This window comes from Phenylobacterium sp. VNQ135 (assembly GCF_049445735.1).
Taxonomy (GTDB): domain Bacteria; phylum Pseudomonadota; class Alphaproteobacteria; order Caulobacterales; family Caulobacteraceae; genus Phenylobacterium.
The window spans coordinates 1094762-1118422 of record NZ_JBMSDS010000001.1 but is presented as its reverse complement, the minus strand read 5'-3'; the positions used below and the strand labels follow the sequence as shown (position 1 = coordinate 1118422).

At 70.4% G+C, this 23661-nt stretch carries 25 protein-coding genes; 14 read left to right on the top strand and 11 right to left on the bottom strand.

All coding sequences use genetic code 11. From position 1 onward, the window contains the following. Nucleotides 1–5: 5 nt before the first annotated feature. The gene (locus ACO2Q0_RS05590; RefSeq protein WP_423350491.1) at nt 6–1544 is read right to left on the bottom strand and encodes an acyl-CoA synthetase; all 1539 of its coding nucleotides are present in this window, start codon (nt 1542–1544) and stop codon (nt 6–8) included. A 142-nt stretch (nt 1545–1686) separates the two neighbouring features. Between ACO2Q0_RS05590 and ACO2Q0_RS05585 the strand changes: the two genes are divergently transcribed. From ACO2Q0_RS05585 to ACO2Q0_RS05570, 4 genes are all read left to right on the top strand, one after another. After that, complete coding sequence (locus ACO2Q0_RS05585; protein ID WP_423350490.1) at nt 1687–2583, top strand: crotonase/enoyl-CoA hydratase family protein; 897 nt, start codon at nt 1687–1689, stop codon at nt 2581–2583. A 297-nt stretch (nt 2584–2880) separates the two neighbouring features. Beyond that, nucleotides 2881–3300 (top strand): MucR family transcriptional regulator, encoded by a 420-nt coding sequence (locus ACO2Q0_RS05580; protein WP_041373591.1) that lies wholly within the window; start codon nt 2881–2883, stop codon nt 3298–3300. Nucleotides 3301–3496: 196 nt separating this feature from the next. Then, complete coding sequence (locus ACO2Q0_RS05575; RefSeq protein ID WP_423350489.1) at nt 3497–3985, top strand: PAS domain-containing protein; 489 nt, start codon at nt 3497–3499, stop codon at nt 3983–3985. A gap of 66 nt (nt 3986–4051) precedes the next feature. Further along, nucleotides 4052–4576: a hypothetical protein gene (locus tag ACO2Q0_RS05570; RefSeq protein ID WP_423350488.1), complete on the top strand. Its 525-nt coding sequence runs from the start codon at nt 4052–4054 to the stop codon at nt 4574–4576. A 206-nt stretch (nt 4577–4782) separates the two neighbouring features. On the opposite strand, the gene ACO2Q0_RS05565 is transcribed toward ACO2Q0_RS05570, so the two are convergent. Beyond that, nucleotides 4783–5208: a SufE family protein gene (locus ACO2Q0_RS05565; RefSeq protein WP_423350487.1), complete on the bottom strand. Its 426-nt coding sequence runs from the start codon at nt 5206–5208 to the stop codon at nt 4783–4785. 44 nt (nt 5209–5252) lie between these two features. After that, nucleotides 5253–6002, bottom strand: a complete 750-nt coding sequence (locus ACO2Q0_RS05560; RefSeq protein ID WP_423350486.1) for a sensor histidine kinase — start codon at nt 6000–6002, stop codon at nt 5253–5255. A 166-nt stretch (nt 6003–6168) separates the two neighbouring features. Here ACO2Q0_RS05560 and ACO2Q0_RS05555 point away from each other — a divergent pair, with 166 nt between their 5' ends. Continuing rightward, nucleotides 6169–7821, top strand: coding sequence for a sensor histidine kinase (locus ACO2Q0_RS05555; protein ID WP_423350485.1), 1653 nt, complete (start codon nt 6169–6171; stop codon nt 7819–7821). On the opposite strand, the gene ACO2Q0_RS05550 is transcribed toward ACO2Q0_RS05555, so the two are convergent. Beyond that, a complete protein-coding gene (locus ACO2Q0_RS05550; protein ID WP_423350484.1) occupies nt 7818–8654 on the bottom strand; it encodes a hypothetical protein in 837 nt (278 codons plus the stop codon). The two genes, ACO2Q0_RS05555 and ACO2Q0_RS05550, sit on opposite strands and share 4 nt — an antisense overlap. Nucleotides 8655–8804: 150 nt before the next feature. On the opposite strand from ACO2Q0_RS05550, the gene ACO2Q0_RS05545 reads away from it, so the two are divergent. The 4 genes from ACO2Q0_RS05545 to ACO2Q0_RS05530 all read left to right on the top strand — a co-directional run bounded on the left by ACO2Q0_RS05545 (nt 8805) and on the right by ACO2Q0_RS05530 (nt 13575). Then, on the top strand, nt 8805–9137 hold the full coding sequence (locus ACO2Q0_RS05545; RefSeq protein ID WP_423350483.1) for a DUF1491 family protein: 333 nt from the start codon (nt 8805–8807) through the stop codon (nt 9135–9137). A gap of 12 nt (nt 9138–9149) precedes the next feature. Next, nucleotides 9150–10160, top strand: coding sequence for an ATP-dependent DNA ligase (locus tag ACO2Q0_RS05540; protein ID WP_423350482.1), 1011 nt, complete (start codon nt 9150–9152; stop codon nt 10158–10160). Nucleotides 10161–10430: 270 nt separating this feature from the next. After that, nucleotides 10431–12026 (top strand): peptide chain release factor 3, encoded by a 1596-nt coding sequence (locus tag ACO2Q0_RS05535; protein ID WP_423350481.1) that lies wholly within the window; start codon nt 10431–10433, stop codon nt 12024–12026. A 178-nt stretch (nt 12027–12204) separates the two neighbouring features. After that, a complete protein-coding gene (locus ACO2Q0_RS05530) occupies nt 12205–13575 on the top strand; it encodes a hypothetical protein (RefSeq protein ID WP_423350480.1) in 1371 nt (456 codons plus the stop codon). Between the two features lie 225 nt (nt 13576–13800). On the opposite strand, the gene ACO2Q0_RS05525 is transcribed toward ACO2Q0_RS05530, so the two are convergent. Then, nucleotides 13801–14325 carry a hypothetical protein gene (locus tag ACO2Q0_RS05525; RefSeq protein ID WP_423350479.1) on the bottom strand — a complete coding sequence of 175 codons (525 nt, stop codon included), beginning with the start codon at nt 14323–14325 and terminating at the stop codon, nt 13801–13803. A gap of 99 nt (nt 14326–14424) precedes the next feature. On the opposite strand from ACO2Q0_RS05525, the gene ACO2Q0_RS05520 reads away from it, so the two are divergent. Further along, entirely contained in the window at nt 14425–15090 is a 666-nt protein-coding gene (locus tag ACO2Q0_RS05520) for a TonB family protein (protein WP_423350478.1), read from the top strand. A 1-nt stretch (nt 15091) separates the two neighbouring features. On the opposite strand, the gene ACO2Q0_RS05515 is transcribed toward ACO2Q0_RS05520, so the two are convergent. The 5 genes from ACO2Q0_RS05515 to ACO2Q0_RS05495 form a co-directional block, all read right to left on the bottom strand. Continuing rightward, nucleotides 15092–15859, bottom strand: coding sequence for an ABC transporter permease (locus ACO2Q0_RS05515; RefSeq protein WP_423350477.1), 768 nt, complete (start codon nt 15857–15859; stop codon nt 15092–15094). Then, entirely contained in the window at nt 15856–16590 is a 735-nt protein-coding gene (locus ACO2Q0_RS05510) for an ABC transporter ATP-binding protein (RefSeq protein WP_423350476.1), read from the bottom strand. Before ACO2Q0_RS05510 ends, ACO2Q0_RS05515 begins: the two co-directional genes overlap by 4 nt. A 1-nt stretch (nt 16591) precedes the next feature. Continuing rightward, nucleotides 16592–17035, bottom strand: coding sequence for an endonuclease domain-containing protein (locus ACO2Q0_RS05505; protein WP_423350475.1), 444 nt, complete (start codon nt 17033–17035; stop codon nt 16592–16594). Between the two features lie 83 nt (nt 17036–17118). Further along, nucleotides 17119–18114 carry an ABC transporter substrate-binding protein gene (locus tag ACO2Q0_RS05500; protein WP_423350474.1) on the bottom strand — a complete coding sequence of 332 codons (996 nt, stop codon included), beginning with the start codon at nt 18112–18114 and terminating at the stop codon, nt 17119–17121. 556 nt (nt 18115–18670) lie between these two features. Further along, nucleotides 18671–20473, bottom strand: coding sequence for an ABC-F family ATP-binding cassette domain-containing protein (locus ACO2Q0_RS05495; protein ID WP_423350473.1), 1803 nt, complete (start codon nt 20471–20473; stop codon nt 18671–18673). 81 nt (nt 20474–20554) lie between these two features. Here ACO2Q0_RS05495 and ACO2Q0_RS05490 point away from each other — a divergent pair, with 81 nt between their 5' ends. After that, nucleotides 20555–21019 carry a YcgN family cysteine cluster protein gene (locus ACO2Q0_RS05490; RefSeq protein ID WP_423350472.1) on the top strand — a complete coding sequence of 155 codons (465 nt, stop codon included), beginning with the start codon at nt 20555–20557 and terminating at the stop codon, nt 21017–21019. Here ACO2Q0_RS05490 and ACO2Q0_RS05485 read toward each other — a convergent pair. Then, the gene (locus ACO2Q0_RS05485; protein WP_423350471.1) at nt 21016–21441 is read right to left on the bottom strand and encodes a DUF805 domain-containing protein; all 426 of its coding nucleotides are present in this window, start codon (nt 21439–21441) and stop codon (nt 21016–21018) included. The genes ACO2Q0_RS05490 and ACO2Q0_RS05485 overlap by 4 nt on opposite strands. 136 nt (nt 21442–21577) lie before the next feature. Here ACO2Q0_RS05485 and ACO2Q0_RS05480 point away from each other — a divergent pair, with 136 nt between their 5' ends. The 3 genes from ACO2Q0_RS05480 to ACO2Q0_RS05470 are packed head-to-tail and all read left to right on the top strand — an operon-like array spanning nt 21578 to nt 23656. Continuing rightward, nucleotides 21578–22543 carry a DnaJ C-terminal domain-containing protein gene (locus ACO2Q0_RS05480; RefSeq protein ID WP_423350470.1) on the top strand — a complete coding sequence of 322 codons (966 nt, stop codon included), beginning with the start codon at nt 21578–21580 and terminating at the stop codon, nt 22541–22543. Nucleotides 22544–22596: 53 nt separating this feature from the next. Further along, nucleotides 22597–22929, top strand: a complete 333-nt coding sequence (locus ACO2Q0_RS05475; protein ID WP_423350469.1) for a PepSY domain-containing protein — start codon at nt 22597–22599, stop codon at nt 22927–22929. A 37-nt stretch (nt 22930–22966) separates the two neighbouring features. Then, on the top strand, nt 22967–23656 hold the full coding sequence (locus ACO2Q0_RS05470) for a response regulator transcription factor (RefSeq protein WP_423350468.1): 690 nt from the start codon (nt 22967–22969) through the stop codon (nt 23654–23656). Nucleotides 23657–23661 lie beyond the last annotated feature (5 nt).

Sequence of the window (23661 nt, the reverse complement as noted above, 5' to 3'; positions counted from 1 at the left end):
GCGCCTCAGACGATCCGCGAGCCTTCCTTGCCCCAGTAGGCGTCGCGGATCAGGCGCTTGTAGAGCTTGCCGGTCGGATGCCTGGGCAGCTCCTTCATGAAGTCGATCACCCGCGGCGACTTCACGTGGCTGAGGTTGCTGCGCGCATAGGCCAGGAGTTCGGTGCGAAGGCTCTCGTGGCTCTCGTCCCAGTCCATCGGCTGGATCACCGCGACGACCTTCTCGCCCATCTCCTCGTCCGGGGCGCCGACGACGGCGGCGTCGGCCACCTTCGGATGGCCGATCAGCAGGTTCTCGATCTCCTGCGGATAGATGTTCACCCCGCCCGAGATGATCATGAAGCTCTTGCGGTCGGTGAGGTAGAGGTAGCCCTCCTCGTCGACCCAGCCCACGTCGCCCAGGGTCGTCCAGCCGTGCTTGTTGGTGCTCTCGGCGACCTTCTCCGGCGCGTTGTGATAGGCCAGCGGCGGGCCGTTGGCGAAGCACACCAGCCCCTCGGTGCGGGGCGGCACCTCGTCGCCGTCCTCGTTGCAGATCTTCAGCTCGCCCAGCACCGCCTTGCCGACGGAACCCTTGTGGGCCAGCCACTCCTCAGCGGTGATGAAGCAGAAGCCGTTGCCCTCGGTGCCGGCGTAGTACTCGTAGATGACCGGGCCCCACCAGGCGATCATCTGCTCCTTCACGGGCACGGGGCAGGGGGCCGCGGCGTGCACCGCCGACTTCATCGACGAGACGTCGTACCGCGCCCGCACCTCTTCCGGCAGCTTCAGCATCCGCACGAAATGCGTGGGCACGAACTGGCCGCAGTCGCACCGGTGCCTCTCGATCAGGGCCAGCGCGGTTTCCGGATCGAACTTCTCCATCACGATCACCGTGCCGCCCATCTTCTGGACGCTCATGCACCAGCGCAGCGGAGCGGCGTGATACAGCGGAGCCGGCGAGAGGTAGGTCCAGCCTTCCTGGAAGCCGAACAGCCCCTGGGCCATCATCTGCAAGGCGTTGGGGCTGTCGATCGGCATGCCCGACAGCGCCGGCTTCACGCCTTTGGGCCGGCCGGTGGTGCCGGACGAATAGAGCATGTCCGAGCCCGAGGTCTCGTCGGCGATCGGCTGGGCCGGCATCGCGTCCCGCGCCGCCTCCCAGCTCTCGTAGGACGGCCGCTCGCCGCACGCCATGTACAGCTTCACGCCGTTCAGGACGCCCGGCAGCTCGTCGACGACCGGACCGACGCCCGGCGAGGCGATCAGCACCTTCGCGCCGCAATCCTCGACGATGTACTGCACCTCGCCCGCGGTCAGCTTCGACGAGATGCAGGTGAAGTAGAGGCCCGACCGCTGCGCCGCCCAGGCGATCTCGAAATACCGGGCATTGTTGTCCATGAAGACGGCGATGACGTCCCCGGTCTTCAGGCCCAGCGACCGGAAGAGCTGGGCGCCCTGGTTCGAGCGGTCGTCCAGTTCGCGATAGGTCACCGTTTCACCGCTGCCCGCCATCACATAGGCGACGCGGTCGGCGTGGGTCCTGGCGTGGTGCGCCGGATGCATGCGTTCACTCCCGAGGGTCTCTTGGGCGGTTCGGAGCCGCCGTTCTGTTCTCTCAGGCAACGATTGCGGGTCTTGACCTACGGTCCGTCAAGCTGACGGGAATGCGCGCCCAAACGAAACGCCGAGAAAGGGAAGACGCCCGATGTCTCAGTCGACCACCAAGCCCGCCTTCGAGACCCTGGACTATGCCGTGGAGGACGGGATCGCCGTCATCACCCTGAACCGGCCCGACAAGCTGAACGCCTTCAACACCACCATGATGCAGGAGCTCATCGCCGCCTTCGACGAGACCGACGGCGACGATGCGGTGCGCGCGGTGATCATCACCGGCGCCGGTCGCGCCTTTTGCGCCGGGGCCGACCTCTCGTCCGGGGCCAAGACGTTCGACTACGACGCCCGCGGCGGCGCGGACCGGATGGCGCGTCAGCAGGACGGCGTCCACCGCGACGGCGGCGGACTCGTCACCCTGCGCATCTTCGACAGCCTCAAGCCGGTGATCTCGGCCTGCAACGGCGCGGCGGTCGGCGTCGGCGTCACCATGCAGCTGGCCATGGACATCCGCCTGGCTTCGACCGACGCCCGCTACGGCTTCGTGTTCGCCCGCCGCGGCATCAATCCGGAGGCGGCGTCCTCGTGGTTCCTGCCGCGGCTCGTCGGCGTCCAGACGGCGCTGGAGTGGTGCTACACCGGCCGCATCTTCCCGGCCCAGGAGGCGCACGAAAAGGGCCTGGTCCGCTCGGTTCACGCGCCGGAGGACCTGCTGCCGGCCGCCAAGGCCATCGCGCGCGAAATCGCAGACAACACCGCGCCGGTCTCGGTGGCGCTGACCCGCCAGCTCATCTGGCGGATGGCGGGGGCCTCGCATCCGATGGAGGCCCACAAGGCCGACAGCCGCGCCATACAGGCCAGAGGCCGTTCGGGCGATGCGCGCGAAGGCGTGAGCTCGTTCCTGGAGAAGCGGCCGCCGAACTATCCCGATCGGGTATCCTCCGATCTTCCCGACGTCTGGCCGCACTGGGAGGCTCCGAAGTTCAGCTAACCGCTGATATTCGCTCGAAGAACGCACTGTTATGCGGCGCTGCAGCATTCAAGTTGCGGCGCCGCCGACGGGCTGGCCGCCGTGAACGGCAGGCTTGCTCAGTCTCCAGTAAGCGCCTTACTCGCCGGCCGCGCAGAAGCACTGTTGAGCAGGAACGTTCTTCAATTTTCGCATGTGAAGCCCGACTAAGCTCTATTTCCGTGTTGTGCTACGCCGACGTTCCAGATATTGACCGCCTACTCTTCTAGTGAATCAATTCCGGCGCCTGCTTGTGCGTCGATTTCGCGGATCGAAAGAATGGACGAGAAGACGGAAGTCATCGAGATGACGGCGGACATCGTGTCGGCCTATGTGGGCAACAATACGGTCGCCGCCGCCGACCTGCCGGGTCTGATCCAGAGCGTGCACCGCGCTCTCGCCGGCGTCTCGTCCGGGGCCGAGGCCGTCGAGGCCCAGCCGAAGGAGCCGGCCGTGCCGATCCGTCGGTCGATCACGCCCGATTACCTCGTCTGCCTCGAGGATGGCCGCAAGTTCAAGTCGCTGAAGCGGCACCTGCGCACCAAGTACAACATGAGCCCGGAAGAGTACCGGGCGAAGTGGGGCCTGCCGAAGGACTATCCGATGGTCGCGCCGAACTACGCCAAGGCGCGATCGGACCTCGCCAAGCAGATGGGCCTGGGCCAGGGCGGCCGTCAGGCTCCGCGCAAGAAGCGCTGATCCCCGATCCGCTCCGCTCGGCGGAGCCGGCTATACAGTCTAGGGACGCCCGCCGTTTCGGCGGGCGTTTCCTTTTTGCAGTCTAGCCCGCCGCGCTTTTCTTTGAGCTTCGCCGTCATTTGGCCTTGCCGCCGATTCGCGCATCAGGCGATAAGTGATTCGTCGTGATTCCAAGTAGTTGTTAAGGAATCTGTTGATGGCGGCGCAGATCGGAGCTCCGGCCGCGGCGATCCGCGCCCACGAAGAGCTCTTCGCGTACTGGAGCTCCCTGCGTCGCGGCGCGGGCCTGCCCGCGCGCGCGGATATCGACCCCGCGGGCTTCAAGCGCCTGCTGCCCACCATCAGCCTGACCGAAGTGGTGCGCGGGCCGCCTCTGGACTACCGCATCCGTCTCGCGGGCACCGGCCTCTACAATGTCTATGGTCGCGAGATCACCGGTCGCAGGTTGGGCGAAGTCTACAATTCGGCCGCGGCCGACTACTGGCGCAGCGAGCTCGGCAAGCTGGTGGCCGACGGCCGGCCGGCGGTGGGCATCCACAACCTCGCCTGGCGCGGCGCCTCCCACCTCTCCGTGGTCTGGCTGCGCCTCCCGCTCGCCTCGAACGGGACCGACGTCGACCTGATCCTCGGCTACGACGCCGTCGTCGGACTGGGCCAGGTCCACTCCGGCATCCGCGCCGCCTAGGCCCCTCGCTCGCCTGCAGGACGAAAGTTTTTGACTTTCGCCAGCTTCTATGTTCTTCTTTTGTTCATGCTCAGCGATAGCGACATGCTGGAGGAGATCGACGCCCGCCTCGCGGCGGTGGCCGACGTCCAGTTCGCGCTGATCCAGAAGATCCAGGGGCGCATCGAAGCTTCGGACGACGCCGCCGAGCTTCAGGCTCTGGCCGAGCCGCTCGACCGCTGCGCGCGCTCCATCCGCCTCACTTATGCGCTGCGCGTGAAGCTGCGGAAGGAGATCCGCGCGCTAGACCGCGAGGAGACCCGCCGCGCCGAGGCCGCCCACAGGGAGCGCAGCCAGGATCGCTGGGACGCGGTCCGCCACCGTGTCGAGACCCTCACCTGGCGCGAAGCCGACTGGGAGGACGAAGGCCTGCTGGCCGAGTACGACCGCGTCCTCGACTTCGAAAGTCTCGACGAACGCTTCCTCGACCTCACCGTCGAACAGCAGGCCGACCGCCTGATCGCCAAGCTCGACCTGAAAGCCGAGCCGCCGCCCTCCTATCCCGAGGCGGAGGCGGCCGAAGCTCGCCAGAGCTTCCAAAGTTCCGCCTGATCCATCCGCCGCAGGATCGACCACGAACAAACACGAACCAACACGAACAGGGCGGTTGGTCGTCGTCCCTCAGAGCTTCAGCCCTGTCGCGCGCCTCCGGCGCGCCTCATCCCGCAAGCCACTGCGCTTCCGGGCTCGCGCCGCATGCGCCGTCCCGTTCGTGTGGGTTCGTGTTCGTTCGTGGTTCTAAAAAAAACCGGCGCCGCCTACGCCGCCTGCGCCAGCTCCGCATCCCGGCGGATGCGCGCCACCATCGAGGCCAGCCCGTTCGACCGCTGCGACGACAGCGCTCCCGCGAGCCCCAGCGCCTCGAACGCCGCCTTGGCGTCGAAGGCCAGAATCTCGGTCGGCGAGTGGCCGGAGTAGAGCCGCAGCACGATGGCGATCAGCCCGCGTACGATGTGGGCGTCGGAGTCGCCGCGGAAGGCCAGCGTGCCGTCGGCCTGAGGTTCGGTGACCAGCCAGACCTGGCTTGCGCAGCCGCGCACCTTGTTGGCTTCCGAACGCTCGGCGTCGGAGAGCGGCGCAAGGTCCTTGCCGAGTTCGATGACGTAGCGATACCGCTCCTCCCAGTCGCCCAGGAGTTCGAACTCGTCCTGGAGCTCGGTCAGCGCGTCTTGGATGGCGGCCATGGCGACGGGCACTTAAGGACCGCCGAGGCGTGGCGCAACCGGCTTCAGCCGGCGGGGAGGCGCACGCCGGCCGTGAGGCCCTTGCCCGGCTTCGACGCCAGCGTCAGGCGCCCGCCCATGGCCTTGCAGGTGAGGTCGGCGATCGGCAGGCCCAGGCCCGCGCCTTCGCCGCGTCGGGTGAGCGCGTTCTCGCCCTGCTCGAAGGGGTTCATCAGGCGGGGCAGTTCGGCCGGGTCGACCCCGGCCCCCTGGTCGCGGACGACGATCTGCACGCCGCCGGCCAGACGCTGGGCGCTGACGAAGATAACGCCGCCCTCCGGCGAGAAGGCGGCGGCGTTCTGCAACAGGTGAAACAGCACGGTCCGGAGGCCCCGCGGGTCGGCGGTCACGGCGGGCAGCTCGCCCCGACCGGCGACTTCGACGGTCAGGCCCGCCAGCTCGTCGCCGAGCCCGGCCATGGCGTCGTCCAGGGCGAGGTCCAGCGGCTCGGAACGCAGGTCGAAGTCCATGGTCTGGGCTTCGAGCCGGGCGATCTCCAACACCTGATTCACAAGTTTCAGCAGCTTCTGTCCGCTGCGTTGGATGATCTCGGCATATTCCTTGTACTGCGGAGCCCCGAGGGGCCCATAGAGTTCCGAACTGAGAATCTCGGAGAAGCCGAGGATCGAGTTGAGAGGCGTCCGCAGCTCATGACTGGCCATCCGCAGGAACGACCGCTTCTGCTCGTCGGGCGCGTTGTCGCGGCGCGGCCGGGCGGCGGCAGAGGCGGGTCGAAGATGCGCGGCTGGGGGCATGAACGGGGCGCGGGCCTCGGCTGGGTGGACCGCCACAGTGGCGCCTTGCGCTTACGATTTCCTTATGCCCCCGGAAGATCGCGCGTCGCGCGAGCGGGGTACCCGCCCTGCGAGCGGACGGCTAAGCTTCGACTCATGTTCTCTGGGGAAGGCCTGACCTAAGCCCGTGCCGCACGTCCGCTACAGAGCCGCGACGAGGCGCCGTCGGCGCCGGGGGGCCGGGTTCGCCCGGGCCTGGCATGCGCTGTTCGCGCTGGCGGTCGCCGGCCTGGGCGCGGCGTTGGCGGCGCTCGGCCTGCTGGCGGCCGCGGAGACCGCCGCCCTGGCGGCCGTCTTCGCGGCGGCGGTGTTCGGCGTGCTGCTCGCGGGGCTGGGCGCGCCCGGTCGCGTCATTGCGATCATTGTCTGGGCCGTGGCCGCGACCTTCGCCGTGCAGTTGACCGGCGGGGCCGGAGGGCCGCTCGCCGCCTGGTGCCTGACGCCGCTGGCCGCCGCCGCGGCCTTCCGCCGGGCGGAGCTGCTTGCCCTCGGCGCAGCCGCCGCAGTGGGTGTCGCCGGCGTCTGCGCCCTCGGCGGCGCCTTGCTGCCGCTGCCGGGCCTCGCCGGACCCGCCGCCGGCTGGCTCAGCCTGGCGGCGTCCGTCACCACCGTCCTCGGCCTGGCTGCGGCCCTGATCGGTCTGCAGGTCGCCGCCGCCCACGACGCCCGCGCCCGCGACGAGACCGAACTGGAGCTCCGCGAAGCGCTCGACCACCAGCCGCAACAGGTGCTGGCCCTCGACGCCCACGGTCGGATCCTGACCGCCTTCGGCCCTGATCTGATGGGTCTTCGCCCCTACAGGCGCCGCGACCAGCCGTTCGGCGACCTTGTCGCGCTCGAACACAGGCTCGCCGTCGACGACGCCCTGCAGACCGCCGCCCGCGAGGGTTCGGCAGAGCTCTTCCTCGCACCGGCGTCCGATCCGGCCGGATGGCTGGAGCTCTCGCTGAAGCGTCTCACCGGCAACCGCTTGGCCGCCGCTTTGCGCGACGCCCGGCCCCAGCGCGCCCGCGAACTGGAGCTGGAACAGGCCCGGGCCTCGGCCGAGCAGCAGAACGCCGGGAAGTCCCGCTTCCTCGCCAATATGAGCCATGAGCTGCGGACGCCGCTGAACGCCATCATGGGCTTCTCCGACATCATGCGGCAGCGGCTCTTCGGCCCCATGGCCGACCGCTATACGGAATATGCCGAACTGATCCACGAGAGCGGCAGTCACCTCCTGGAGCTGATCAACGACGTGCTCGACATGTCGAAGATCGAGGCTGAGCGCTTCGAGCTGGCGCGCGAGGAGTTCGACGTCCGTGATGCGGTGGGCGCGGTGCTGCGGCTGATGCGCGGCCAGGCCGAGCGAGCGGGCGTGACCCTGCGGGGCGTGCTGCCCACCGAGCCCCTCGAGGCCGACGCCGACCGGCGCGCGATCAAGCAGATCACCCTGAACCTCGTCTCCAACGCCTTGAAGTTCACGCCGCGCGGCGGCACGGTGACGGTGACCGCACAGGCGGACGGCGATGTGCTCGAACTCGTGGTGACCGACTCCGGCGTCGGCATCGCGCCCGACGACCTCGAACGTCTGGGGCGCCCCTTCGAGCAGGCGGGCGACGCCCAGCAGCGGGCGGCCGGGTCCGGCCTCGGCCTGTCGCTGGTGCGCGCCTTCGCGGCCCTGCACGGCGGCGACATGACCATCGACAGCCGGGTCGGCGACGGCACGACGGTCACGGTCCGGATGCCGGTGCTGGCATTGCCGGCGATCGAAGCGCCGGCCCCGGCGGCTGAAGCCTAGCGCGCCGCCATCTGCACGAAGGCGCGGCCGGCCGCGAAGTCGCCGACCTCGATATAGGCGGTCCGCACCCGGTCGCCCGGGAACAGGAACTGCACCGCCACCGCCTCCCGCGGGTCGAGGTTCGACAACGCGCGGACGGCCTCGGCCGGGAAGCGGAAGGCCCAGCCCGAGCGAGCGTCCTTGGGCAGCAGGTCCTCGCCGGCCGGGCTGCGCGCCTCCGCCAGATAGGCCTGCACGGCGCTCGCCGGCGGCAGGCGTGAGGCCAAGGTCTTGGCGCCGCTGGGCAGGTAGGGGCCAAGGGTCCGGCGAGTGTCGCGCAGCACCAGCCGCGCGCCGTAGGGCTGGGCGCGGTCGGCGAACTGGGCCACGGCCAGCAGCGCGCCGGGCGTGGCCTTCCCGGCGAGGCCGAAGGTCATCTGGTCGCGGCCGAACCGGACGTCCTGCGCGAGCCGCCACTTGGCCTCCCTGGCCAGGGTCCGATCGGCTCGCCAGGCGGACTGGTCGCCTGGATAGGTCATTCGCGTGATCCGCGAGAAGCCTCTGTAGGCGACCTCGATCTCGCGCGCGGCCTGGATGAGTTGCGTCGACGAGCAGTTCAGGTCCGCCGCCCGGACGCGGGCGCGGGTTTCCAGGGATTTGACCGCCCGTTCGGCCATGCCCTGGCGCAACGCCGCGCCGCGCGCCTGAGCCGCCCCGGCGGCCAGCGCGGCGCCCACCTCCGGCGCCAGCAGCTTGCAGCGTTCATCCGCCGCCTGCAGCACGGTCCGCTCGAAGTAGAGGTTCACGGCGTCCGCATGTGCGGCGCTCGGCGCGACGACTGCGGCCGCGCCCATCAACCCCAACCACCGAGACGCCGGCCGCGCCGTTCTGCGCGAGTCCCGCATCCACCGAATTCCGTATCCGACCCTTCTTTCCGGGTTTCGTGGGGAGGCGTAGCCGAGGGGTGTTGAAGTTCGGTTAGCGGCCGGGGCATGGTCGCCGCCATGCTGCTCTCCACCGACATCTGGGTCGGCGCCCTCATCCGTCGCGTCGAACTGGGAGGCGGCTTCGCCGTGGTTGCGCGCAAGGGCGATCCCCGCGCCGGCGCCGTGCTGGTGAAGGTGCTGAACCGGACGGACGGCACGGCGCGTCTTTACTCCGAGGCCACGCGCGGCGACGGCGAGCGCATCTGGATGCAGCCCGCCGCCTCCGAGCAGGAGCCGGACCTCGACCGCTACATCGAGCGCGCGGTCCGCATCGACCCGGACGTGTGGGTGGTCGAGATCGAGGACCGCGAGGGGCGGCACTTCCTGGTGGAACCTGTGGAACGCGCCTGACGCTTCTGCGGCGTGTCCCAGCTTGCCGACCTGCCCGTCCCGCTCGACCTCGCACCCATGGAGGCCAAGCTCGTGGAAGAGGTTCCGCGCGAGCCGGGCTGGCGGTTCGAACCCAAGTGGGACGGCTTCCGCTGCCTTGCGTTCCGATCCGGCGAGGACGTGGCGCTCAGGGCCAAGTCGGGCAAGCCGCTGGACCGGTTCTTTCCCGACGTCGTGGCCGCGCTGAAGACCCTGCCGGTCGAGCGGTTCGTCGTGGACGGCGAACTGACCATAGAGGTGGGCGGCCGCCTGTCGTTCGAGGCGCTGCAGATGCGCCTGCATCCCGCCGAAAGCCGCGTGCGCAAGCTGGCGGCGGAGCAGCCGGCGACGCTGACGCTCTTCGATTGCCTGATGGACGCCAAGGGTCGCTCGCTGGTCGAGGCGCCGCTGTCGACGCGGCGGTCCGAACTGGAAGCGCTTTTCAAGCGGCTGAAGGGCGCGCCTGCGGTACGGCTCTCGCCCTACACCGAGGACCGGGACCAGGCCTGCCGATGGCTGGACGAGGCGGGGTTCGTGCTGGATGGGGTGGTGGCAAAGCGTAGCGATGGCCCGTACGTGCCGGGCGAGCGGGCGATGCTGAAGATCAAGAAGATCCGCACCGCCGACTGCGTGGTGGGCGGCTTCCGCTATCAGAGCGGAACGGACAAGGTGGGCTCCCTGCTGCTGGGGCTCTACGGCGACGACGGCAGGCTGCACCACGTCGGGTTCACGTCGACCATCTCCAACGCGGAGCGGCCGGAGCTGACCAGGCGACTCGAGACGCTGAAGGGCGAAGGCTTCACCGGCGACGCGCCGGGCGGGCCCAGCCGCTGGAGCACCGAGCGAACCGGCGAGTGGGTGGCGTTGAAGCCGGAGCTGGTGGTCGAGGTCCGCTATGACCAGGTGACCGGAGGCCGATTCCGGCACGGGACCAGGCTGGTCCGATGGCGGCCGGACAAGGCGCCGCGCCAATGCACCTACGAACAGATTCGCCCGCCAGCCTGAAAAGAAACGGGGCGGCAGGGGGAGCCGCCGCCCCGAGTGTGGGCTGCTTGGGGTGTTCGGGGCGCTCGACGCCGGGGCGGAAGTGGGGGGACGTCCGGACCCATTGGCATCGAGCACACCCGATGCGGTCCGACATCACGATCGCGTCTCGCGCAATCGCCAGAGGGGCCCGGCCCGCAACGTTGAGATGAGGATCGACGGCGGCGCTTTCAAGGCCGCGACACCGAATTTCCTGCAAAGCGGCGAGGCGCCCGCTATAAGCGCCGCCCCATGAGCACTTCCCCCGCCGCGGAGGCCGCGCGCCGCCGCACCTTCGCGATCATCTCGCACCCCGACGCCGGCAAGACGACGCTGACCGAGCACCTGCTGCTGGCCGGCGGGGCGATCCGCGCGGCCGGCGCCGTGCGCGCCCGCGGCGAGAACCGCCGCACCCGGTCCGACTGGATGAAGATCGAGCGCGAGCGGGGCATCTCCGTCTCGGCCTCGGTCATGACGTTCGACCACGACGGCAAGATGTTCAACCTGCTGGACACGCCAGGCCACGAGGACTTCTCGGAGGACACCTACCGGACCCTCACCGCGGCCGACGCGGCCGTCATGGTGCTGGACGCCGCCAAGGGCATCGAGCCGCAGACGCTGAAGCTGTTCGAGGTCTGCCGCCTTCGGGACATCCCGATCGTCACGTTCATCAACAAGATGGACCGCGAGGCGCTGGACCCGATCGAGATCCTGGACGAGATCGCCTCCAAACTCGCGCTGGACCCGGCGCCCCTGTACTGGCCCGCCGGCTCGGGCGGGCGGTTCAAGGGCATGGTCGACCTGGAGGGGCAGCGGTTCATCCCGTTCTCCAAGCCCAGCGAGCAGCAGGACGGGCATCCCGATCCGGTGTCGCTGGAGGGCAATTCGGTGGCCGCCTTCCTGGACGAGGCGGAGCTGGCCGAGGCCCTGGAAGGAGCGGCCCTGGTGCAGGAGGCCTCCAAGCCGTTCGACCGGCAGTCGTTCCTGGAAGGGCACATGACGCCCGTGATCTTCGGCTCGGCGCTGCGGCACTTCGGGGTGGACCAACTGCTGGCGGTGATCGGCGAGTACGCGCCGCCGCCGAAGGCCGTGCCGGCGACCAAGGCGGGCGCCGAGGCCAAGGTGCAACCGGGCGAGAAGGAGGTCACCGGCTTCGTCTTCAAGGTCCAGGCGAACATGGACCCGAACCATCGCGACCGGATCGCCTTCCTGAAACTGTGCTCGGGCCGGTTCCAGCGCGGCATGAAGCTGAAGGTGCAGAACACGGGCAAGCAGCTGAGCGTGAACGCGCCGACCATGTTCTTCGCCTCGGACCGGGAGCTGGCCGAGGACGCCTTCGCCGGCGACGTGATCGGCATCCCCAACCACGGCGTGCTGCGAGTGGGCGACAGCCTGTCCGAGAGCGGGACCCTGCGGTTCGCCGGCCTGCCGAACTTCGCGCCGGAAATCCTGCAGCGCGTGCGGGTGAAGGACCCGCTGAAGGCCAAGCACCTGAAGAAGGCGCTGGAGAGCCTGGCGGAGGAGGGCGTCACCCAGCTCTTCCGGCCGACGCTCGGCGCCGACTTCATCGTGGGCGCAGTAGGCCAGCTCCAGTTCGAGGTCATGGCCGATCGCCTCGCCAACGAATACCAGCTCGAGGTGATCTTCGAGCCCAGCCCCTACGCGGAGGCCCGGTGGATCTCCGGCGAGCGGGCGGACGTCGAGGACTTCCAGAACAAGCACCGCACGGCCATGGCGGTCGACATCGACGAGCAGCCCGTCTTCCTCGGCAAATCCGCCTGGGAGATCGGCTACGTCCAGGAGCGCTTCCCGAAGGTGGCGTTCCATAGGGCCAAGGAAAGGGCCTAGCGCAGACCCCTACGGAACTTGTCCCCAGCCGGGGCTTTACTGTGGATGGCAACGCTTCGTTAACCATACCGCAGAAGTTAATGACTTGTTAAAGCTCTCGGCTCCGGCTTTGCTGAACCCGTTCAGGGCCCTCGCGGGCCGTCCCATCGTGGGACGGAAGGAGGGCCGGAGCGGGGCCATGTTCGAGCTGGGACGCGAGCTGAAGCGGCTGTTCGCCCATGACCGGCGGTTCGACGCCGAGGGGCTGAGCCGCGGCGATCCCGCGCTGCTGGAACTGCTGGACCTCAAGCTGCTCTCCGACGAGGCGCGCGGAGCCGACGTGGCCGCCGGCCGCATAGGCTCCAAGGACAAGCCGGTGCGCCGGCTGGAGGCTGCGATCGCCTGGCGCGAGGTGGCCCGCCGCACGGGCGACGCCGCCGCGCTCCGCAAGGCCGCCGCCATTGCCGAGACCGCCGCCGCCGGCTTCGAGGCCGAGCGCCGCACCGACGGGTGGGCCCGGGCCCGCTGCGAGCAGGCGTTCTGCGCGCTGCTGGGCGCCGAGCTGTTCGGCGACCCCGGTCTGGACGCCGCCGCCGAGGTGGCGTTCCGCGAGGTTCGCGCCGCCGTTCGCGGCGGGGTCTGCGCCCCGCTTGCCGACGTCGGCCTCGCCGCCATCGAGGCGCGCCGGCGGCTGGCGGTCGCCGACGCGCAGGAGGCGCGTGAACTTTGCGGGGCTTTCCAGGCCCCCATTCTGGCTCTCGAAAACCAAGCCCGGCGCTCGACCACGGTGCGGCCGCTCGCCGCCGAGGCGCGCCTGGCGCGCGCCGACCTGCTGTGCGGCTGGGGCGCGCGCCTGAAGGACGAAACCCTGCTGCGCAAGGCCGTGGACGAAGCCGCCGCCGCCGCGGCCCGTGTCGACGCCGCCTATGAGCCGCTGACCTGGGCCCGGGCCGAAATCGCCCACGGTCAGGCCCTCTCGCTGTTGGGCGAGACGACGGGGGAGATCGACCTGATCGCGGCCGGCGCCCAGCGCCTTGCGGACGCCGTGGACCATCTGACGCGCGATCACAGCCCGCTCGATTGGGCGCGCACGCAGGTGGCGCTGGCGCAGGCGCTGCAGTCGCTGGGCGAGGCCGCAGGCGACGAGCGCGCCTTCGAGCAGGCGGTGAGCTGCTACGACCGCGCAAGCCTGGTGCTGAAGGATGCGACCACCCTGCCGCTGCGCGGCGTGGCGGCGAGCGCCCGCGCCGTCTGCCTGGCGCGCTCGGCCGAGCTGACCGGGGACCTGGCGGTGCTGGACGTCGCCGAGGCGGCGATGAAGATGGAGCTCTCGTCGAAGTCGGCCAGGCGCGATCCGGTCGGCTGGGCGCTGGCGCAGCTCCACCTGGCCAGGCTGTATGAGACGCGGCTGGCCATGACCGGCGTCGACCGGGGCGAGCGGGCTTCGGCGACGCTGGCGCTGGATGCGGCGCTGGACGTGTTCGGCGAGCATGGGTTGAGGTCCCTGAGCGTGCTGGCGACGGATGCGCTGGCGCGGCTGAGCGGCGCGGTGGTGCGCGAGGCGGACTAGGCGCGGACGGCGACCTAGGCGGCGCCGGTTTTCTTTAGAACCACGAACCAACACGAACCCACACGAACGGGGCGGCGCATGCGGCGCGAGCCCGGAAGCGCGTGCGCTTCGGGAGGAAGGCGCGCCTAAAGGCGCGCGACAAGGCTGAAGCTCTGAGGGACGACGACCAACCGCGCTGTTCGTGTTGGTTCGTGTTCGTTCGTGGTCGATCCTGCGGCGCTGGGATCAGGCGGAGCTTTGGAAGCTCTGGCGAGCTTCGGCCGCTTCCGCCTCGGGATATGAGGGCGGGGGCTCGGCCCTGAGGTCGAGCTTTGCGATGAGGCGGTCGGCCTGCTGTTCGACGGTGAGGTCGAGGAAGCGTTCGTCGAGGCTTTCGAAGTCGAGGACGCGGTCGTACTCGGCCAGCAGGCCTTCGTCCTCCCAGTCGGCTTCGCGCCAGGTGAGGGTCTCGACACGGTGGCGGACCGCGTCCCAGCGATCCTGGCTGCGCTCCCTGTGGGCGGCCTCGGCGCGGCGGGTCTCCTCACGGTCGAGGCTGCGGACGTCCTTCCGCAGCTTCACGCGCAGCGCATAGGTCAGGCGGATGGAGCGGGCGCAGCGGTCGAGCGGCTCGGCCAGAGCCTGGAGCTCGGCGGCATCGTCCGAAGCCTCGATGCGCCCCTGGATCTTCTGGATCAGCGCGAACTGGACGTCGGCCACCGCCGCGAGGCGGGCGTCGATCTCCTCCAGCATGTCGGCGTCGCTGATCACGAACAAAAAGAGAACATACAGGCCGTCCGAAGTCAAGAACTTTCGTTCTTCCGCAACCTCCGGAGCGGCGCCATTCTAGCGTCGTTGGAGGAACTCAGCATGCGCGCAACCCTGCTCACCCTGATCGGCGCCGGCGTGGCGCTCGCGGCCGGCCAGGCCGCCGCCCAGGTCGCGGCGACCTTCGTGGAGGCGCCCAGCCGGGAAGAGGTGGCGGCGGCGTTTCCGGCGAAGGCGAAGGCCGAGGGCCTGTCCGGCGCGGTGGACCTGAGCTGCACGGCGGCGCCCGGCGGCGCGCTGAAGGACTGCACGGTGATCGGCGAGAACCCGCGCGGCCGCGGCTTCGGACAGGCGGCGCGGCAACTTGCCCGCGGCATGCGCGTGGCCGGCGTGCGAACCGGCGCGGAAGTGAAGGTCCCGGTGAACTTCTCGGCCGACCTGCTGAAGGCGGACTTCACGGCGCGCACGCCCAAGTGGGCCGCGATGCCCCAGGCGGCCGATTTCCAGGCGACCATCCCTAAGCATGAGAACGGCCCGAACGCGATCCGCGTGGTGCTGGTCTGTGACGTGCAGGCGGGCGGGTCGCTGAGCGGATGCGCCGTCGACAAGGAGGAGCCGGCGGGCCAGGGCTTCGGCCCGGGCGTGCTGGCACTGGCGCCGAAGTTCAAGGTCGAGCCGTGGTCGGCGGAAGGCCTGCCGATCGTGGGCTCCAAAGTCCGGGTGCCGGTGCGCTACGACCTGAAGCCGGTCGACCAGGCGTCGCGCTAGCCTAGCGCCCCCGCCACCACTTCAGCCCGGCGCGCTCCAGCCTCTCGAGGGCGGCGTGAAGCGCCACGCCCATGGCGCCCAGGACGACGAGGGCCGCGATCATGCGGGCGGTCTGCAGCTTGTTGCCGGCGTCCTGGATCTGCCACGCCAGGCCGCTGACGCCGCCGGAGCCGGCGCCGAACTCGGCCACCACCGCGCCGATCAGGGCGAGGCCCGCGCCGACCTTGTGACCTTCGAGCAGGAACGGCACGGCGGCCGGCAGCCGCAGGCGAAGGACCCGCTGCCACGGGCGGGCGCCGTAAAGATCGAAGAGACGCTCGAGATCAGGGTCGGCGGCGCGCAGGCCGGCGACCGCGCCGGAGAAGATCGGGAAGAAGGCGACGACCACCGCCATGGCGACCAGCGCGCGCTCGGGATGGTCGAGGCCCGCCCAGATGAGCAGCAGCGGGGCGAGCGCGATCACCGGGGTGACCTGAACCACCGACGCGAGCGGGCGGATGGCGCGGTCCAGCCAGGGGCTGAGCGCCGTGAGGATCGCCAGCGCCTGGGCAAGGAGGCTGGCGACCATCAGGGCCAGCAGGGCGGTGGAAAGGGTGCGCCAGGCAGCGGCGACGAGCGTGGGGAAGTTGTCGGCGAGCGAGACGGCGACCGTGGACGGCGCGGGCAGGAAGTAGGCGGGAACCTCCAGCGCGCGGCAGGCGATCTCCCAGGCCGCCAGCAGCACGGCGGTGGAGACCAGCGGGGCAAGGGCGTAGGCGAGCCGCTTCACGCCGCGATCCCTTCGGCGAGGGCGGCGGAGACCGCCTCGGCGGTCTGGCGGAAGGCGGGCGTGGTGCGGAAATGGGCCGGGCGGGGCAGGGGCCCGTCGACGGTGAATTCGGCGGCGATGCGGCCCGGGCCGCGGGTCATCACCACGACGCGGGAAGCCATGTAGACCGCTTCCTCCACATTGTGGGTGACGAAGACGATGGCGGGCTTCGTCGCCGCCCAGAGCGCCAGGACGTCGTCGGCGAGCGCGCGGCGGGTGATCTCGTCGAGCGCGGCGAAGGGCTCGTCCAGCAGCAGCAGCCGAGGCTCGGTGACAAGGGCGCGGGCCAGGGAAACGCGCATGGCCATGCCGCCGGAGAGCTGGGCGGGGCGGGCGGTCTCGGCGCCGGCCAGGCCCACGCGGGCCAAGGCGGCGTCGGCGCGACGGCGGGCCTCGGCGGCGGGCGCGCCCGCGAGTTCCAGCGGCAGGGCGGCGTTGGCGCGGGCGGACAGCCAGGGGGCGAGGGTGGGCGCCTGGAAGACCACGGCCGTCCCGCCGCGGCTGGCGGCGCGGGTCACCTGGCCCCCGGTCGGCGCCTCGAGGCCCGCGAGCAGGCGCAGCGCCGTGGACTTGCCGCAGCCGGACGGGCCGACAAGGGCCACGACCTCGCCGTCGCCGATGGCCAGGTCGATCGGGCCGAGCGCCCGGCCGCGGGCGTAGTCGACGGTGACGGCGTTGAGAGCGGCGACCATTCTACCTCCCACGTCGCGAAGACGACGGGGGAGGGGGACCGCCCGCCGAGCGCAGCGAAGAGCGGGGGGTGGAGGGGGCGGGAGGCCGCACCAGCAGTTCCGCTGCGAGCCTGCGCACACCGTCCGCCACCTGGTTCAGGTCCTCGTAAATCCCCGATGCCGGAATCCTGTAGACGGTCACGCCCTGACTGCGAAGCCAGTCATCGCGGCGCTGGTCGTGGATGAGCTGCGCGTCGTGACCATGGATCGCGCCATCCACCTCTATCGCCAGACCGACGGCCGGACAGAAGAAGTCGAGGATGTAGGGGCCGAGAGCGTGTTGCCGACGGAAGACGAGGCCATCGTCGAGCCGCTTCTTCAGGCGGGACCACAGCATGACCTCGGGCTCGGTCATCGCGCGCCGGAGCGCCTTGGCGCGTTTCGAGGTCAGGATCGAGGATCGCATGTCTGTGCAGGCGGCCGCCCCCTCCACCACCCGCTCTTCGGCGGGTGGTCCCCCTCCCCCGTCAACGGGGGAGGTAAGATCGCTCACTTCGGCGCGAACTGGAGGGTGTAGGCGCGCTTGGGGTCGAGGGCCGCGGGATAGACGCCCTGGGCCTTGGCGAGGTCGGCGAAGGCGGTCCAGCGGGCGTCGGTCATGGCGCCGACAGGCAGGCCCTCGTCGCCCTCGACGATGCGGTAGGACTTCATCTTCTCGCGGGCCTGGTCGAGGACGTCCTGGGTCATCTCGGGATTGTCCTTGCGGATCAGGGCGTCGGCGGCGGACGGGTCGCCATAGAGGTAGTCGCGCCAGCCCTTGGCGGTGGCGTCCACGAAGGCCTGCACGGCGGCCGGGTTCCTGGCGATCAGGGCGTCGGGGGCCAGGACCATGGTGGCGTAGCCGGGGTAGCCCTCGTCGGCGAGCAGGAAGACCTTGGGTGCGAAGCCGGCCTGCTTCTGGATCGTGTAGGGCTCGGAGGTGACGTAACCCTGCTGGACGGCGCGCTTGTCGGCGATGAAGGGCGCGGGGTTGAAGGTGTACTTGCGCACTTGGTCGTCGGTGAAGCCGTACTTGGCCTTCAGCCACACCCAGAACGCCGAGACCGAGGCGTCGGAGAGCAGGATCGGCCGGCCCTTGAGGTCGGCGATGCGTTCGGCGCCGGTGTCCGGGTGGGCCATGAGGACCTGCGGGTCCTTCTGCATGAAGGCGGCGACCGCCTTCACCGGCACGCCTTCGTTCGCCAGGTTCATGACGATGAAGCTGTTGGACCCCATGCCGAGGTCGACGGCGCCGGCGGCCAGCAACTGGGGCACGTTCACGCCGGGACCGCCCTGGACGATCTGCACATCGAGGCCGCGGCGGGCGTACTCGCCCGAGGCCAGGGCCTGGTAGAAGCCGCCGTGCTCGGCCTGGGCCCGCCAGTCGGTGGCGAAGCGGATGGCGGTGCGGCCGCCTTCCGCCGGGGCCTTGGCGTCCTCCTTGGGGCCGGAGCAGGCGGCCAGCAGGGCGGCGGCGGCGAGGGCGATGGCGCGGAAGGCTTTCATGCGCCGGAAGGTAGGGCGCAGCGGCGGAGCTTGTGAAGGGCCCCAAAATGCAAGAGGGCGGCGCTCCGGTCGCCCGGAGCGTCGCCCTCTCATCCAGATCCGTTGGGGGATCTGCGCCATCGAGGCCGTCCGTGAGTTCGGTTCCGGATCGCCCTTGCAGGTCTTCCGTGGTTTTCCCTCACGGCCGATGTCTTTCCGGATCCTCGGGTCCCGGGTCGCCCCGGTTCCTTGAAGTTCCGCAAGGACACTCCGCTCACCGTCCGGTTCGGCTGTTTCCAGCTTCGCCTTGGGCTTGGCTTCGGGTTCCGCTGTCGCCAGCTTCACCTTGGGCCGGCTCGGTTTTCCGGGTCCGCTGTCGCCAGCTTTTCCGGTCCGCCGCGCCGCAGTTCCTCTCGGCGACTTGACGGTGCGCCCGAACCCGCTATGAGGCAAGCGCCCGAAACCGCCCCCGTGTGGGCGAGGCGTCAAGAATCCGTGAAGAAACTGTTAGCAACCGGGGTATCGCGCGGCGAATCCTGAGCGGTTTCAACGCGCTCGGCTTATCCACAGCTAACGGTCAGCGGCCGGCTTCGAGCGCCTCACGGCGTTCTTCAAGGGCCAGCCACTCCTCCTCGGCGGCGGAAAGCTGGGCGCGGGCGGCCTCCAGGGCCCGGCCGTAGCGTTCGAACGCCTGCGGGTCCTTGGCGTAGAGGTCGGGGTCGGCCAGCGCGGTCTCCAGCGTGGCGATCTTGCCGGGCATGTCGTGGATCAGGGCGTCCAGCTCGGCGAGCCGCCGCTGCTCCTTGAAGCTGAGCTTGGCGGGCGCGGCGGCCGGGCGCGGCGCGGCCGGGGCGGGCTTCTCGGACTTGGGCGGGGGCGGCGGCGCGACCCGTCCGAAGAAGCCTGGGTTCTGGCTCATGAAGTCCTGCCAGCCGCCGGGCGTCTCGACGACGCGGCCGCTCCCGTCGAGGCCGATGGTGGAGGTCGCCAGGCGGTCGATGAAGTCGCGGTCGTGGCTGACCAGGATGAGCGTGCCGTCGTAGTCGGCCAGCAGGTCCTCGAGCAGGTCGAGGGTGTCCATGTCCAGGTCGTTGGTCGGCTCGTCCAGAACCATGACGTTGGCGGGGTTGGCCAGCGCCTGGGCCAGCAGCAGGCGGTTGCGCTCGCCGCCCGACAGGCTGCGGACCGGCTGGCGGAGCTGCAGGTCGGTGAACAGGAAGTCCTTGGCGTAGGCGTTCACGTGCTTCGGCTGCCCGCGGACCATCACCTGGTCGCCGCCGTTCGGCGTGAGCACGTCGCGGACGGTCATCTCCTCCTTCAGCCCGGCGCGGGCCTGGTCGATGTAGGAGACGGTGAGGTTGGTGCCGAGCTTCACCTCGCCGGCGTCGGCGGGGATCTCGCCCAGCAGCAGCTTCACGAGCGTGGTCTTGCCGGCGCCGTTGGGGCCGACGATGGCGACGCGGTCGCCGCGGACGATGCGGGTGGAGAAGCCCTTCAGGATGACCCGGTCGCCGAAGGCCTTGGAGAGGCCCTTGGCCTCGACCACCCGCTGACCCGAGACGCCCGAACTGGCGAGGCCCATGTTGAGGCTGCCGCGGGCTTCCTTCAGGCGCTCGGACTTCTCCTGGCGCATTGCGATCAGCCGGCGCCGGCGGCCCTCGTTGCGGGCCCGGCGGGCGGTGACGCCGCGGGCCAGCCAGTGCTGCTCGCGCTCGATGGCCTTGTCGAGGCGGCGGGCCTCCTCGGCCTGCTGCGCCTCGATCTTCTCGACCCAGGCGTCGAACTCGGCGAAGCCGCGGTCGAGGCGGCGGACCTGGCGGTGCTCCAGCCAGAAGCAGCGGCCGGTGACGCGCTCCAGGAAGGCGCGGTCGTGGCTGACGATCAGCATGGCCGCGCGGCTCTCGGCGATGGCCTGCTCCAGGGTGTCGATGGCCAGGATGTCGAGGTGGTTGGTGGGCTCGTCCAGCAGCAGGACGTCCGGGTCCTCGGCGAAGGCGCGGGCCAGCGCCGCGCGGCGGGTCTCGCCGCCGGAGAGGCCGGTCGCGGCCTTGCGCGGGTCAAGGCCGAAGGCTTCGAGCTCGGCTTCGGCGCGGTGGGCGGGGGCGCCGCCGGCGGTGGCGTAGTCGAGCAGCGTGCCGCCCGAGATCTCCGGCTCCTGCAGGACCATCGAGACCCGCACGCCGGGCGTGATCACCCGCTCGCCGCTGTCGGCCTCGATCTGGCCGGCGATGATCCGCATCAGGGTGGACTTGCCGGCGCCGTTGCGGCCGACCAGGCAGGCGCGCACCCGCGGCTCCAGCCCAAGGTCGACGCCGTCGAACAGCATGCGCGGGCCGTCGGCCAGCCGGACGTCCTTCAGGGCGAGGATGGGCGCTCTCATGGGGGCCGGGAGATAGAGGTTCGAGGGCGTGCGCGAAAGGTCGCTCTCGCGTCGGGGGGCGCACAGGCCTACATGGGCGCGATGGCGGGTGAACCCTTCTGGCGGCGCAAGAGCCTCGAGCAGATGACCGTGGCGGAGTGGGAGAGCCTCTGCGACGGGTGCGGCCTGTGCTGTCTGGTGCGGTTCGAGGACGAGGAGACCGGCGAGGTCATCCCGACGCGGGTGCACTGCAAGCTGTTCGACGCCGAGGTCTGCCGGTGCAGCGACTACGCCAACCGCAAGCAGTACGTGCCCGACTGCATCAAGCTGACGCCGCACAACATCGAGGCGCTGGAGTGGATGCCGAAGAGCTGCGCGTACCGGCGGCTGCACGAGGGGCGCGAGCTGGCGGAGTGGCATCCGCTGATCTCGGGCGACCCGGAGAGCGTGCACCGGGCCGGCATCTCGGTGCGCGGGCAGACGATCAGCGAGACGGCGCTGGCCGACGCCGAGGACGCGCTGGACTTCGCCGCCTGGGACCTGGTGGTCGAGCGCGGCGACGATTAGCGGGGCGATTCGCCGAAGCGGTTGGGCCCGGGGTCGCCGCGGACCGAGCCGATGACGATGAAGAAGACCATGGTCAGCAGCATGGCCCCGCCGATGGCGGCCGAGAGGTTGGGGTGCAGCTCGGCGCCGGCCTGGCCGAGCGTCACGGCGCGGACGAGGGCGATGGAGCCCAGCAGCATGGCCGGCGCCTGCCACCAGCCCGAGCGGCCGAGGTCGTGGAGCCGGCGCGCGATCACGGCCCACTGGGCGATGTTGCCGGCGATGCTGATGGGCAGGGCGATCAGGATGGCGCCCGGGATGGCGGCCACGAGCTGCAGCAGGACGCCGAGCACCAGCAGGGCCAGGATGATGCGCCAGTATTCGCGACGCGCAGAGCGGCCGCGGAAGGAGAAGAAGCGGGTCCAGGCGGGCTTGTCGGCCATGGCCTGTCCCTAGCGCGACCGGCCCCGGCGGTCCCTGTGGCAAAATTATCACATGCGGGGTTGCGTGACGGCGGAGCGCGGCCAATCTAGAAGGCGCACTCGTTAGAGGGTTTTTCGAGGAAGAGGTTCTTACAGCTTGGCGCGCGATCCCTATCAGGAACTGGGCGTATCCCGGAGCGCTTCGGCGGACGAAATCCGCAAGGCCTTTCGCAAGCTGGCCAAGGCGAACCACCCCGACACCAATCCGGACAACAAGGAAGCCGAGGAGCGGTTCAAGCGCGTGAGCGCCGCCTTCGACATCCTGGGCGACGCCGAGAAGAAGAAGAAGTTCGACGCCGGCGAGATCGACGCGGACGGGCGCGAGACCTTCCGCGGCTTCGGCGGCGCAGGCGCCGGCGGCCCCTGGGGCGCACCGCCCGGCGGAGGCTTCGGCGGCCAGCGGCGCGGCGGCTATCGCAGCGAGACGTTCGAGGACGTCGACCTGGGCGACATCCTGGGCGAGATGTTCGGCGGCGCGCGCGGCGGCCGCGGCGGAGGCCCGGATGGAGGTCGGGGCGGCGGCTTCGGCGGCTTTTCGCAGCGCGGCGCCGACGTGCGCGCCAAGCTGGAGATCGACCTGGAGGACGCCATCCGCGGCGGCAAGCGCCGGATCGCCTTCTCGGACGGCCGCACCATCGACGTCAGCATTCCGAAGGGCGCCCAGGAGGGCCAGACGCTGCGGCTGAAGGGCCAGGGCGCGCCCGGCCGCTCGGGCGCCGGCGACGCCTTCATCGAGTTGTCGATCGCGCCGCACCCGATCTTCCGCCGGGAAGGCGAGGTGCTGGTCATGGACGTGCCCGTGACGCTGTACGATGCGGTCCTGGGCGGCAAGGTCGAGGCGCCGACGCCGGACGGCCCGGTGACGCTGACCATCCCTAAGGGCGCCAACACCGGCTCGAAGCTGCGGCTGAAGGGCCGGGGGCTGTCGGACGCCAAGGGGAACCGCGGCGACCTGTTCGCCCGGCTGGTGGTGACGCTGCCCGACACGCCCGATCCCGCGCTGGAGATCCTCGCCGAGGACATGCGCAAGGCCAGGCCCTATTCGCCCCGGCGCCGAACCTAGGATAAGGGTGGCGTTCAGCCGAGGTTCAGTCCTCGACCGCTAGACAGGGGCCCATGAAGCGCCTTTTCGCCATAGCCGTCCTGCTCGCCGGCGCCGCAGCCCCGGCTGCGACGCACGCGCAGGACATGGGCCGGCCGGTCTTCGGCGCGGGCCGTGGCGACCAGGAGCAGGCCCGCGAGGGCGTGCGGTCGGGACGCCAGGTCCCGCTTTCGCGCGTTCTGAGCATGATCGGCTCCCGCAACGGCGGACGCCACCTGAACACCATGCAGGGGGACGCCGGCGGCCGCCCCGCCTATTTCGTGCAATGGCAGCTCGAAAACGGACGCGTGGTGGTCTTCGTGGTGGACGCCGAGTCGGGGCAGATCATCGGCCGCCAAGGCGGCTGAGCGGGCCCAGGGACAACAGAACGGAAGGACGCGGACGTTGCGCATCCTGCTAGTGGAAGACGATCCGGACCTGTCGCGGCAGCTCAAGCTGGCCCTGACGGACGCCGGCTATGCGGTGGATCACGCCCCCGACGGCGAGGAGGCCCAGTTCCTGGGCGAGACCGAGCCGTACGACGCCATCATCCTGGACCTGGGCTTGCCCAAGGTGGATGGGGTGTCGGTGCTGGAGCGCTGGCGGCGCGACAACATGGCGACGCCGGTGCTGATCCTCACCGCCCGCGGCGCGTGGAGCGAGAAGGTCGCGGGCTTCGACGCCGGCGCCGACGACTACCTGACCAAGCCCTTCCACACCGAGGAGCTGCTGGCGCGGCTGCGCGCCCTGCTGCGGCGCTCGGCCGGACACGCTACGCCGAACCTGTCGTGCGGCGGCCTGAGGCTCGATCCGCGCGCGGCGCGGGCCAGCGTCAACGGCGAGCCGCTCCGGCTCACCTCGCTGGAATACCGGCTGCTGCACTACCTGATGATGCACCAGGGCCGGGTGATCAGCCGCACCGAGCTGGTCGAGCACCTTTACGACCAGGACTTCGACCGCGACTCCAACACCATCGAGGTGTTCATCGGCCGGGTGCGGAAGAAGATCGGCGCCGACCGAATCGAGACCGTGCGCGGCCTGGGCTATCGCCTGATCTGCCCCGAGGACGAGCTCGGGGCCGGCGAGAAGGCGTGAGCCGG